The organism is Ralstonia sp. SA306 (genome assembly GCF_054792405.1).
The window spans coordinates 736,788-749,636 of sequence record NZ_CP096452.1 but is presented as its reverse complement, the minus strand read 5'-3'; the positions used below and the strand labels follow the sequence as shown (position 1 = coordinate 749,636).

Genomic DNA, 12,849 nt, shown 5'->3' with positions numbered 1-12,849 from the left:
AGGAGCCACACATGCAACTAACGTTGAAGACGCAGGGTGTTTCCATTCCCCGGCTGGGCCTCGGCACATTCCGCGTGGCGAGCAACGTATGCCAACCTGTCGTCGAGAGCGCGCTGGCGCTGGGGTATCGGCACATCGACACCGCCGCGATGTATGGCAACGAAGATGCCGTCGGCGCGGCCATCGCTGCCTCGGGCCTGCCGCGCGAAGAAGTGTTCGTCACCACCAAGGTCTGGCATGACCAGCTCGCACCGCGCGCCATTCCACTGGCATTGGAGCAGAGCCTTGCCAAGCTGAAACTCGATTACGTCGACTTGTACCTCGTGCATTGGCCATCACCCCACATGGATATGGCGGCAACGATGGAAGCGATGATGGCGCTGCGTGACAGCGGCCGCGTGCGGGCCATTGGTGTGTGTAATTTCAACCTGCCGATGCTCAAGACCGCCATCGACACGATCGGCGCGCCCCTCGCTTGCGTGCAGGTGGAATACCACCCGTTCTTGGATCAGTCGGCGCTGCTGGCCTACCTGGGCAGCAATGGCATTCCGCTCACCGCCCATGCACCGCTCGCACAAGGGCGCGCGGCAGAAGACGCCACGTTGCAGGCGATCGGCCGCAAGCACGGCGCATCAGCCTCTCAGGTGGCCATTGCATGGTTGCTGGAGCAACCTAACGTGATCGCCATCCCTAAGGCCCAGCGGCGTGAAAACCAGCAGGCGAACCTTGATGCACTGCGCCTGCGCCTGGACGACGCAGACCGTGCCGCCATTGACGCCTTGCCAAAGACGCTGCGTTACGTACAGCCAGCCTTCGCGCCCGATTGGGATGCCGTGCCTGCCTAACGCAGCCACATCAGCCACGCGTACACGATGCCCGCCGCAGCCAAGAGAAACGGCATCGAGTACGCGTGAAACGCCCACCAGGCACGCCGGTCGCCCAGCATGCGCAACGCAATCAGGTTGGCCAGCGACCCGATGAGCGTGCCAAATCCGCCCACGCTGACCGCAAAGGCAATCATCGGCCAGTCATGCGAATACTCGGCTAGCAGGATTGCCGCCGGCACGTTGCTGATGATCTGCGACACGCCAATGCCAGCCCAGTACAGATGCATTGGATCGCTCAACGCCAGTGCGTCCAGCGCCTGCCGGACGATGCCAAGCTGCGCCACCAGCCGGAGGTCAATGAACATCAGCATGAACACGAGCAGGAGGCCCCAGTCCACCCGGGCCAGCACATAGCGCGCACCGATCAGGTACAGCACGATCAACCCGGCCGCCGCCACCAGCGGATGGCCCAGATCGGTCAGCACCAGAAACGGCACGTACAGCACGAGCGCCGGCACCAACAGGCGCTTGTGCAATTCCACGTCGCCGGTTTCAGCATGCAGATGGATTTCGTGCGAGGCAAACGCCAGCCACGTCACCAGCAGGAGCAAGGCCATCAGCAACACGACCATCGGCGTCATCTGCCAGACAAATGAACCAAACGACAGCCCGGATTGATGCCACAGAAAGAGATTCTGCGGATTGCCGATCGGCGTGAGCGCGGAACCCGCGTTGACCGCCAGTGCCTCGAATATCACCAGACGCGCCACCGGCAGCCTGGCGACCTGCCGCAAACCGACGGTGAGCGGCACGATCACGAACAGCGCCACATCGTTGGTCAATACGGTTGACAGCACCGCCGAAGCCCCGACCAGGCTGAGTGCCAGCGCACGCTCGCTGCTGACCACTTCGACCAGGCGCCGGCCGAGCAACTGAAGCATGCCGCTGGCCTCAACCGCCTTGGTCAGGATGAGCAGACCGGCCAATGCGGCAATGGTGTGCCAGTCAATCAGGCCCGGATATTCAACGATGCGCTTGGGGGCTGCGAGCGTCAGCGCACCACAAATGACCAGCAGCGCCCAAAAGAAAACGTCTTGTTTGAGGTTGTGCCAGAACGGCGGGTGTTGCGGTACGGCTTGCGCCATGTGCGTGCGTGGCGGATCGCCGTGCATAGGAAAGGAGAAGGAAACGTTAGCGCAAACGCGCACAAACCAACTGGGCGCGGTTTGCCCGGCCGATTGTAGTGCGACTGCTTCCTGCGCTCAATCGCAAGCCGGGCGCTTGCGTGCCCGGCCTGTGCGAGATGGATCCGCTTACGACTCGCGCGAACCCGAACCACCCGGACGATCTGAGCCGCCCGACGAACCGCCTGCACCGGGGCGGTCCGAAGACGCCATGCGCGAGCGATCCTCCGCGCTGCCGCCCGCATGCGGTGCACCTTGCTGGCCAGCTTGGCTGTGCGAGGCACCCGGATGATAGGCGGACTGCGGATGGCGCTCCGGCCCGCGATACTGGCCCGCCAGGCCATGACCGCCGCCCGTGCCGCCCATCGTGCCCTGCTCCGAACGCTCGTGGCCAGCTTCCGTCCCGCCGCCCGCTTGCGTTGGCTGAGCCGGATGATTGGCAATCACGCGCTCGATCTCGGCAACGGCTTCTCGCGGCGCCAGAACGACCTCCAGCCCCAGCGCGCCGGCCACGGCCATCAGCGTCGACAGGCGGGGATCGGCACGACCGGATTCCGCGCGCAAATACGCTTCGCGAGAGATACCGGCCATCTTGGCGACATCTTCCTGTTTGAGCTTGCGCGACTTGCGCAGACTGTGTAATTGCTTGAAAGGCTGTTCCATCTGTTCGCTCCTGCACCTGAGATGGGAAACACCGCCGGGTCTGGACCCGAACGATGGGCTGAAAATATGCGGGTCGGGTGGCTGCACCTTCATCCGCGGTCATGCACAACACGGCAACAGCGGCGATTCATCTATGCACGCCGTTGCACACGTTTTTGGGGGCGGCCTCCGTGATGTGTTTTCTACAGAGTAGACGTAATTTCGACTGCACCCAATATCGACGCGTGATGAAAGCGCATCTCATCGACCGTGTTTATGGTGACAAGGCGCCTTGAGGGTCAGTTCCCTCACAGATGCCGCTTTCTTCGCTTGGTAGGCAGTTTTTGTGACGCCTCAAGCGCAAATCCTTGCACCCGCACTGCATTTCGTCGATCCGCGCTTGCCCTATCCACCAATTGGAGGGTGCTCTGCGGGAAAGAACCGCCTGAGCCTCCTGTGGCACCGTCGGGCGACTGCGCGTGCTTCTCGTCACGCAATTGCCGTGCCGGAGGTGACGCGGCGGTCAGTTGGGCGACTGGACAAGAATTAATGGAAATCGCGGCTGGAAGTGGCAAGGCGCCCCAGAAGTGGGGTCAGATCCACCAGATGCTGGGCGACAAGATGTCGGGTCTCACGCTCACATTGCCATTTGCCGTAGACGCCCAGCAACTGGGCGTTCAGCACTTCGCGTCGCTGACGCTCGATCAAGTGCGGCCAGAGGATGACGTTAATGGCACCCGTCTCATCTTCAATGGAAACGAAGATGGTGCCGTTGGCCGTGCCCGGCCGCTGTCGCACCGTGACAATGCCGCAAGCGCGCGCCAGTTGGCCGTTGCGATAGCCGGCCAGCGTGGCGGCGGTGGCAAAACGCATGCGTTCGAGCCGTGCGCGCAGCAGCCCTACCGGATGGCTCTGCAGCGACAACCCCAGGCTGCCGTAATCCGCCATCACCTCTTCACCAATGGGCGGCGCTGGCAGCTCGAGCGGCGCCTCCACCGGCCGGGCCTGGCGCAGCAGCGCGTGATCGTGACCGGGCTCCTGCAGTGCGAGCGTTTGCCATAGCGCCTGACGGCGGTGGCCAGCCAGCGGCTTGAGCGCATTGGCTGCGGCCAGCACGTTCAGGTCGTGGCGGTCGAGGGCGGCGCGATGGGCCAGATCCTCCACGCTGGTAAATGGCGCTTGGGCGCGAGCCGCTTCGATGCGCTCGGCAGCCGGCTTGCGCATGCCACGAATGCGATTCAATCCGAGGCGGATGTCGGGCTGCACCACGCCACCGTCACCGGCATCGTCATCGGTGCGGGGATGCAGCGTGCTGTCCCATACGCTGGTCGTTACGTCCGCTGGCAGCACGCGCACATGGCTGCGCCGCGCCTCCTGCACCAGTTGCGACGGTGAATAGAACCCCATCGGCTGGCTGTTGAGCAACGCCGCAAAAAACGCCGCCGGCTCGTGGCATTTCAGGAAGCTGCTGACGTAGGCCAGCTTGGCAAAACCTGCCGCGTGGCTTTCGGGGAAGCCGTATTCGGCAAAGCCTTCCATCTGTTTGCACAGCGCTTCGACAAAAGCGGGGTCGTAGCGCCTCTTCTCGACCATCGCATGCACCAGACGCTCCTGATGTTGTGTGAGATTGCCCTTGCGCTTCCAGGCAGCCATGTCGCGGCGTAAGCGGTCAGCATCATCCGGACTGAAATCGCCGGCCTTCATGGCGATCTCCATCACCTGCTCCTGGAAGATCGGCACACCCAGCGTGCGTTCAAGCACCGCTTTTACCTCGGGCCCGGGGTATGTCACGCAATCGGTGTTGCCATTGCGCTTGGCCTCGCGCCGCTGCAGATACGGGTGCACCATGCCGCCCTGGATCGGCCCGGGCCGTACGATGGCCACCTGGATCACCAAGTCGTAGTACTCGCGTGGACGCAGACGCGGCAGCATCGACTGCTGCGCACGGGATTCGATCTGGAACACGCCGATGGTTTCTGCGCGGCAAATCATGTCATAGGTTTCCGTGTCGTCATCGCGCATATCCTGCATGGCAAGCTTGCCGGTTGCGCCGTAATGCTCGCGCCGTCCGGGCAGCGCATCCACCATATCGAGCGTGCGACGGATAGCCGTCAGCATGCCCAGCGCCAGTACGTCCACCTTCAGCAGGCGCAACGATTCGAGATCATCTTTATCCCACTGGATGACGCGACGGTTTTCCATCGCTGCATTCTCGATTGGCACCAGGCGCGAAAGCTTGCCCTGCGCAATCACGAACCCGCCCACGTGTTGCGACAGATGGCGCGGAAAACCACGCAATTGATCCACCAGTTGCGCCCAGCGCAGCACCAACGGCGATTCCGGATCCAGACCCTGCTGGCCTGCCCGCTGCGCAAATTCCTTGCGGCTATCCCACCACGCCTGGCCCTTGGCCACCTGCTCGATGATTCCGAGATCAATGCCCAACGCGCGGCCTACGTCACGCAGTGCGCTACGCGTGCGATACGTGATGAGTGCGGCTGCCAGCGCGGTACGTGTCACGCCGTACTTGTTGTAGATGTACTGGATGACCTCTTCGCGACGCTGATGCTCGAAATCGACATCGATGTCCGGCGGCTCATTGCGTGCACGCGAAAGAAAGCGCGCGAACAGCGTGTTGCCGCTGTCCGGGTTCACCTCGGTAATCTGCAGGCAATAGCACACCGCCGAATTAGCCGCCGACCCACGTCCCTGGCAGAGAATTCCCTGGCTGCGCGCAAACTTCACCACGTCATAGACGGTCAGGAAGAACGGCTCGTAACCCAGTTCGGCAATTAGTCCGAGTTCCTCCTGAATTTGCGCTCGCACCTTCTTCGGCACCCCGTTTGGATAACGCTTTGCGGCACCGGCGAACGTTTCCGCGCGCAGGTATTCGGCCGGCGTCATACCTGCAGGCACGACTTCGCTCGGATATTCGTACTCGATCTCGTCGAGGGAAAAATTGCACAACGCCGCCAACTCCACCGTCCGGCGCAGGATCTTGGCACCGCGCTTGCCTTGATAGAGAAACGCGAGCTGCATGCGCGTGCGCATCGCTTGTTCAGCGCTGGGTGCAAGTTCCAGGCCGCATTCAGCAAGCGGCTTGGACAAACGGATGGCGGTCAGCACGTCGTGCAGCGGCTTGCGTTGGCGCGTGTGCATCTGCACGCCGCCGGTCGCGACCATGGGCACATCGATCTGCTCCGACACCGCCGCGACCATGCCGCGATGGCGGTCATCCGCGTGCCGTAGCGGCAACTCCAGCGCAATCGATAGCCGATCACCAAACACGCGTTGGCACCACCACGCCTGAGCCAGCAGTTGCTGCGGGTCGGGATCGTAATCAGGCAGCAGAATCGCCAGGCAATCGGGCACGCCGCGCAGGTGAGCGAGCTCACCTTGGGGCGCGGCCAAATCGTCAGCCAGCAAGCGGTATTCGCCCTTGGGTGCTGCCAGCCGCGCGTGCGTAATGATCTCGCTCAGGTTGCCGTAACCCTCGATGTTCTGCGCCAGCAGCACCAGCCGCAGCCAGGGTTCGCCATCGGCATTGCGCACCGTAAAGCGGCTGCCGATGATGAGCTTCAGTTCGTGTTCCCTGGAAGCCACAAGCGCTCTCGCGGTGCCCGCCACAGAGCATTCGTCGGTCAGCGCCAGCGCTTGATAACCATACAGCTTGGCGCGCTCCACCAGTTCGTGCGGATGCGACGCGCCGGTCAGGAACGTGAAGTTGCTGATGCAATGCAGCTCGGCATAGTCGGGCAGAACAGGGAGTGGCGTGGTCGAAGTCATGACGTGCTTAACCGAACAAGCCGTGCAGATACCAGCGGGCGTCCTCATCTCCCGCGTTGGCCTTGCTTGCAGAAACGCGCTCGCGATACACCCAGTAACGCTCGCCTTTTTCTCCCTCGACGATGAAGTAATCGCGCTTGATGAGGTCGTCGTCCCACCAGCCGGATTCAATGCGCTCGGGCATCGACACCAGCCGCAACAGCCCGCGGTAATACGGATAGTGCTGACGAGTCAGCAGCGGAATCGGCTTCTCCAGCAGCCACAGCGGGCGCTCCGGCTGCTGAGCGTGCCACTGCGCCAATGCTTGTCGCGCGGCAGCACGGCTCTGCGCGGTGGTTGCAGCATTCACCTCGACCCAGTGGTTGGCGCGCTCAGGACGATGATCGGCACACGGCTGCGGATGACGCACGTTCTCAGCACCCAGCCGGGCGATCAGCGTGTCGATCAGATATGCAGCATCTTCAGCGCGACCACCGGGTTCGGGAAACAACGATTCCGTAGGCGGCGCGAGCGGCGTAGCGTCGGTCACCGTCAGGCGCAGTTCGACCACCGGGGCGATCAGCGTGAGCCGATGCACGCGCTCATGCAGCACCCGCGACAAGTGCGCCAGCGTGCGAACCGGCTGTGCCAGCGCGATCTCCACCGGCGTGGACGAAGCGGCATCCTCACTGCTCCGGCCGCGCCGGCGTTCGTGCTCCAGCGTGAGTCGATACGTCTTGGCGCCCAACTGAAGCGCCGACAGCCAGCCGACCAACTGCAACAACAATTGCTCCGAGGCCGCCAGCACACCTTCCGCGTTATCGATACGGCCTGGCAATTCCAGCGGCACATCGAAGCGCAACGGGGCGGTAAACCACGTGAAACTCTCGTGCCCGTTGCCATAAGCGGCGTCGAGCGTATCCACCAGCAACGGCCCGCAGCGCCGCCGCAGGCCGCTACGCGGCAACTCGCGCAAATCGGCCAGTGTGCGGCAGCCGAGGCCTTCAAGCCAATCGGGCCGCGTGAGTCGCGCCACCGCATCGACCGGCAATTGATCAAGCAACGCCGACAACCGCTTCTGCCGCACCGCCCTCCGCACACGCCCTTGACGTACTGCCGTGCGACGGCCACGTACCGGCATCGGTTGCGCACTGGCAAGCCATGCCGCACCGCGTGCCGTCGGTCCGGTGCCAAGCTGCGGCATGGCGCCCAACCGAACCGCGCAATACTTCACCGCCCGACACAGCGCACGATGTCCGCCGAACAAGCGCAAGCTGGCCTTGACCTCCAACAACACCGTCGCCTCATCCACCACATCCAACGTGACATGCGGCGTGAATGCCAGCAGCGCCAGCGCCAGCGATTGCAGCAACCGTGCCTCGGCCGACACGTCACGATCAAGCTGTACAGCATGCGGTACCAACGCCTGCGCGCCCGCCTGGCGCAGGCCTGCATGTACGCCTTCGCGCATCGCCAAGCGATTGGCCGACACCACGCGCCCCTGCTCCAGCACGACGACCGGCAAAGGCAGCGCGGCCGGGTCAGACCATCGGGGTCGAAGCGCGTCGAGTGGGAGACGGGGCAGATGCACCGCGATCCAGAACGGCATGATCGGAAGTGTGATGATCGGAAACGTCCGACAAAGCGTTGAACGCAACAGAAGACGAAGGAGACGAAAGCGCGGCCAGCAATTTCGCCGTGGCCGGATCCATGATGAACGGCTCTACCAACGGCACAGGCAACGGACGCACGGAAGCGCGACCGGCCCGAAGCGGATCCGCCAACGGCAGCAGCAACGGAGATTCACGCAACGGCCCACGCCGCTTGTGGAAGAGGATGGACAGCGCATCGGCGCCAGCCGGCTCCAGCCCCAGCCGCAGCACCGCCGGCGACGACTCACGCTGCGCCTGAGCCGGCCGGAACACCCAGATGGCGCTCTCTCCCGCCTGGGCCAACACTTGCAGCCTGCGCAACTCTCCTGGGCGTGCCCGGTTAAGCCAGATCAGCACACCATCGAAAGCCTTGCAGCGTAGAACCTGCTCGGCTGCCCACAGAAGATCAGCCGGCTTGTCAGCGCGCACCCAGACGATTTGTTCAGGAGAGAAATCCCAGCCCACCAGCCTCACTGCATTCGGCAGATGCGGCGGAGCAATCAGCGCGATGCGCCCTGCGCCCGTGCACAGCGTAGACAATGCCGGACGCAGCAACCGGCATTCACCAATACCGGATTGCGGGCACAGCAGCTCGATCAATCCGCCGAGGGGCCAGCCACCACCGGGCAATTCGGCATTCAGCGAGTCATACCCAGTGGTCAAAACGCGCCCGTCGCTTCGCGCCAGACGGCCTGCGCTCCACAATGCCGGATGTAGCGTTTCAGGTGATGGCACCGTCGAGGCTTTCGGCACAGGCGAACGCAACCCTGACACCGCGCGTCCAGCAGGAACAGGGCACTCCGCCACATCTTCGGCGATAAAAAGAGACGGGGACAACGCAAACATGGGAAACGCCAAAGCAAGCCGACGAATACTGTATAAATATACAGTATCACAGCTTTCCTTCAACGCGGTTTAGTTTTGCGTGTGCGTTGCAAGAGGGCGATAGCAGCCTCGAAGCACTGGAGTCGAGAAACTCACGAAGCTAATCAGTCTTGCAGGGGATGCCGCGGACGTCTCCGTTGGGAGGCGTTTTGTTTTTGGGGAGAGGCGGAGGGGAGTGTTGCTGGGATCTGTCTGGCGGATCAATGCAGCAAGCCGGGTGCGAGCCGATCGCGCAAAGGCAAACACCCCAGCTCTAAGGTAGAGCTGGGGTGTTGTATGGGAGAGCCTGGCGATGACCTACTTTCACACGGGAATCCGCACTATCATCGGCGCGGAGTCGTTTCACGGTCCTGTTCGGGATGGGAAGGGGTGGTACCGACTCGCTATGGTCACCAGGCTATGACTTGTCGTCACGTTGACGAGGTCAACGGGACCAATATGGGAATGTAGATTTTGGGTTGTGAGTTGTGTGTATCAGGCACAAGGCGGACCCAGCCGGAAACATACCGGTTATAGGATCAAGCCGCACGGGCAATTAGTACTGGTTAGCTGAACGCATTACTGCGCTTCCACACCCAGCCTATCAACGTCCTGGTCTCGAACGACCCTTCAGGGAGATCAAGTCTCCAGGGAATCCTCATCTTCAGGCAAGTTTCCCGCTTAGATGCTTTCAGCGGTTATCTCTTCCGTACATAGCTACCCTGCGATGCCTCTGGCGAGACAACAGGTACACCAGCGGTACGTCCACTCCGGTCCTCTCGTACTAGGAGCAGCCCCCGTCAAGATTCCAACGCCCACGGCAGATAGGGACCAAACTGTCTCACGACGTTTTAAACCCAGCTCACGTACCTCTTTAAATGGCGAACAGCCATACCCTTGGGACCGGCTACAGCCCCAGGATGAGATGAGCCGACATCGAGGTGCCAAACACCGCCGTCGATATGAACTCTTGGGCGGTATCAGCCTGTTATCCCCAGAGTACCTTTTATCCGTTGAGCGATGGCCCTTCCATACAGAACCACCGGATCACTATGTCCTGCTTTCGCACCTGCTCGACTTGTCGGTCTCGCAGTTAAGCACGCTTTTGCCATTGCACTTTAGGTACGATGTCCGACCGTACCAAGCGTACCTTCGAACTCCTCCGTTACACTTTGGGAGGAGACCGCCCCAGTCAAACTGCCTACCATGCACTGTCCCCGACCCGGATTCACGGGCCAAGGTTAGAACCTCAAACAAACCAGGGTGGTATTTCAAGGTCGGCTCCACCGAAACTAGCGTCCCGGTTTCAAAGCCTCCCACCTATCCTACACAGATCGGTTCAAAGTCCAATGCAAAGCTACAGTAAAGGTTCATGGGGTCTTTCCGTCTAGCCGCGGGGAGATTGCATCATCACAAACACTTCAACTTCGCTGAGTCTCGGGAGGAGACAGTGTGGCCATCGTTACGCCATTCGTGCAGGTCGGAACTTACCCGACAAGGAATTTCGCTACCTTAGGACCGTTATAGTTACGGCCGCCGTTTACCGGGACTTCAATCAAGAGCTTGCACCCCATCATTTAATCTTCCGGCACCGGGCAGGCGTCACACCCTATACGTCCACTTTCGTGTTTGCAGAGTGCTGTGTTTTTATTAAACAGTCGCAGCCACCATTTTATTGCAACCCCTTCGTCCTTCTGGCGCGAGCCAGTCAAACTACAAGGGCGTACCTTATCCCGAAGTTACGGTACCAATTTGCCGAGTTCCTTCTCCCGAGTTCTCTCAAGCGCCTTAGAATACTCATCTCGCCCACCTGTGTCGGTTTGCGGTACGGTCTCGTATGACTGAAGCTTAGAGGCTTTTCTTGGAACCACTTCCAATTGCTTCGCGACCTAAAGTCGCTCGCCCCACACCCTTGAATCACGCACCCGGATTTGCCTAAGTGCCATCTCCAATGTAGGGACCGGGACATCCAACACCCGGACAACCTTCCGCGATCCGTCCCCCCATCGCATCATACGACGGTGCAGGAATATTAACCTGCTTCCCATCAGCTACGCATCTCTGCCTCGCCTTAGGGGCCGACTCACCCTACGCCGATGAACGTTGCGTAGGAAACCTTGGGCTTACGGCGAGGGGGCCTTTCACCCCCTTTATCGCTACTCATGTCAGCATTCGCACTTCTGATACCTCCAGCATCCTTTACAAGACACCTTCACAGGCTTACAGAACGCTCTCCTACCATGCACTTACGTGCATCCGCAGCTTCGGTATATTGCTTAGCCCCGTTACATCTTCCGCGCAGGACGACTCGATCAGTGAGCTATTACGCTTTCTTTAAAGGGTGGCTGCTTCTAAGCCAACCTCCTGACTGTTTTAGCCTTCCCACTTCGTTTCCCACTTAGCAATATTTAGGGACCTTAGCTGGCGGTCTGGGTTGTTTCCCTCTTGACACCGGACGTTAGCACCCGATGTCTGTCTCCCGTGATTGCACTCTTCGGTATTCGGAGTTTGCTATGGCGGGGTAATCAGCAATAGACCCCCCAACCATGACAGTGCTCTACCCCCGAAGGTGAGACACGAGGCACTACCTAAATAGTTTTCGGAGAGAACCAGCTATTTCCAAGTTTGTTTAGCCTTTCACCCCTATCCACAGCTCATCCCCTAACTTTTCAACGTTAGTGGGTTCGGTCCTCCAGTACGTGTTACCGCACCTTCAACCTGGCCATGGATAGATCACTTGGTTTCGGGTCTACACCCAGCGACTGAACGCCCTATTCGGACTCGCTTTCGCTACGCCTTCCCTAATCGGTTAAGCTTGCCACTGAATGTAAGTCGCTGACCCATTATACAAAAGGTACGCCGTCACCCGTTTCCAGGCTCCGACTGTTTGTATGCATGCGGTTTCAGGATCTATTTCACTCCCCTCCCGGGGTTCTTTTCGCCTTTCCCTCACGGTACTGGTTCACTATCGGTCGATTACGAGTATTTAGCCTTGGAGGATGGTCCCCCCATCTTCAGACAGGATTTCACGTGTCCCGCCCTACTTGTCGTACACCTAGTTCCACAATACTGTTTTCGCATACGGGGCTATCACCCACTATGGCCGGACTTTCCATTCCGCTTTGCTAACAATACTGCTAAAGAGTACAAGGCTGATCCCATTTCGCTCGCCACTACTTTGGGAATCTCGGTTGATTTCTGTTCCTGCAGCTACTTAGATGTTTCAGTTCACTGCGTTCGCTTCCCTTGCCTATGTATTCAGCAAGGGATGACCCATTCGGGCCGGGTTTCCCCATTCGGATATCTGCGGATCAAAGCTTGTTTGCCAGCTCCCCGCAGCTTTTCGCAGGCTACTACGTCCTTCATCGCCTGTAATCGCCAAGGCATCCACCACATGCACTTATTCGCTTGACCCTATAACGAGTATGTCTCGATATAGGCTGAGTTCTCGCGTTGTGCCGTATTCCAAGACAATCTTTCGATTGCTCTGGTAATACTGGTTGATACAATCACAACCCAGTGTCGCGTTTTGAATGTGCGTCTCATCAACGCACCGCGACACCTTTACTACATTCCATATTGTTAAAGAACAGCCGAGTTATCACTCGTCTTGGCTAAGCCAAACGCAAACACCGCATTCATCGACTTCTCTGTCGATGCTTGCGTTTGGCAACCAAAAGGTATTGGTGGAGGATGACGGGATCGAACCGACGACCCCCTGCTTGCAAAGCAGGTGCTCTCCCAGCTGAGCTAATCCCCCAGTCACGGCAGAGAACAACTTCCACCGTCCGTAACTTGGTGGGTCTGGTAGGACTTGAACCTACGACCCCCGCCTTATCAAGACGGTGCTCTAACCACCTGAGCTACAGACCCTTGGCTGTAACATCAAACAAACCGATAAGTGTGGACGCCTAA

The 12,849-nt window shown here is 60.1% G+C and carries 6 protein-coding genes, 2 tRNA genes and 2 rRNA genes; 1 reads left to right on the top strand and 9 read right to left on the bottom strand.

The window, feature by feature from the left end:
- The first annotated feature begins 11 nt into the window (after positions 1-11).
- A complete protein-coding gene (locus M1D44_RS19995; RefSeq protein WP_024979050.1) occupies positions 12-845 on the top strand; it encodes an aldo/keto reductase in 834 nt (277 codons plus the stop codon).
- Here M1D44_RS19995 and M1D44_RS19990 read toward each other — a convergent pair.
- The 9 genes from M1D44_RS19990 to M1D44_RS19950 form a co-directional block, all read right to left on the bottom strand.
- The gene (locus tag M1D44_RS19990) at positions 842-1,999 is read right to left on the bottom strand and encodes an anion transporter (RefSeq protein ID WP_316852241.1); all 1,158 of its coding nucleotides are present in this window, start codon (positions 1,997-1,999) and stop codon (positions 842-844) included. The two genes, M1D44_RS19995 and M1D44_RS19990, sit on opposite strands and share 4 nt — an antisense overlap.
- Before the next feature lie 141 nt (positions 2,000-2,140).
- The gene (locus M1D44_RS19985) at positions 2,141-2,674 is read right to left on the bottom strand and encodes a helix-turn-helix domain-containing protein (RefSeq protein ID WP_316684695.1); all 534 of its coding nucleotides are present in this window, start codon (positions 2,672-2,674) and stop codon (positions 2,141-2,143) included.
- Between the two features lie 525 nt (positions 2,675-3,199).
- Positions 3,200-6,439, bottom strand: coding sequence for an error-prone DNA polymerase (locus M1D44_RS19980; RefSeq protein ID WP_316852240.1), 3,240 nt, complete (start codon positions 6,437-6,439; stop codon positions 3,200-3,202).
- 7 nt (positions 6,440-6,446) lie between these two features.
- A complete protein-coding gene (locus tag M1D44_RS19975) occupies positions 6,447-8,027 on the bottom strand; it encodes a Y-family DNA polymerase (protein ID WP_439004463.1) in 1,581 nt (526 codons plus the stop codon).
- The gene (imuA, locus tag M1D44_RS19970; protein WP_316852238.1) at positions 7,960-8,916 is read right to left on the bottom strand and encodes a translesion DNA synthesis-associated protein ImuA; all 957 of its coding nucleotides are present in this window, start codon (positions 8,914-8,916) and stop codon (positions 7,960-7,962) included. The genes M1D44_RS19975 and imuA overlap by 68 nt, the downstream gene beginning before the upstream one ends.
- A gap of 323 nt (positions 8,917-9,239) precedes the next feature.
- Positions 9,240-9,352, bottom strand: a 5S ribosomal RNA gene (gene rrf, locus M1D44_RS19965).
- Positions 9,353-9,469: 117 nt separating this feature from the next.
- A 23S ribosomal RNA gene (locus M1D44_RS19960) occupies positions 9,470-12,348 on the bottom strand.
- A gap of 270 nt (positions 12,349-12,618) precedes the next feature.
- Positions 12,619-12,694 (bottom strand) — tRNA-Ala (locus M1D44_RS19955).
- A 36-nt stretch (positions 12,695-12,730) separates the two neighbouring features.
- Positions 12,731-12,807: transfer RNA gene (locus tag M1D44_RS19950), tRNA-Ile, on the bottom strand.
- Between the last annotated feature and the right edge of the window lie 42 nt (positions 12,808-12,849).

Excerpts from the sequence above, each read along its gene's own strand:
- M1D44_RS19995 (WP_024979050.1), top strand. The coding sequence starts at position 12 with ATGCAACTAACGTTGAAGACGCAGGGTGTTTCCATTCCCCGGCTGGGC.
- M1D44_RS19990 (WP_316852241.1), bottom strand. The coding sequence starts at position 1,999 with ATGCACGGCGATCCGCCACGCACGCACATGGCGCAAGCCGTACCGCAA.
- M1D44_RS19985 (WP_316684695.1), bottom strand. The coding sequence starts at position 2,674 with ATGGAACAGCCTTTCAAGCAATTACACAGTCTGCGCAAGTCGCGCAAG.
- M1D44_RS19980 (WP_316852240.1), bottom strand. The coding sequence starts at position 6,439 with ATGACTTCGACCACGCCACTCCCTGTTCTGCCCGACTATGCCGAGCTG.
- M1D44_RS19975 (WP_439004463.1), bottom strand. The coding sequence starts at position 8,027 with ATGCCGTTCTGGATCGCGGTGCATCTGCCCCGTCTCCCACTCGACGCG.
- imuA (WP_316852238.1), bottom strand. The coding sequence starts at position 8,916 with ATGTTTGCGTTGTCCCCGTCTCTTTTTATCGCCGAAGATGTGGCGGAG.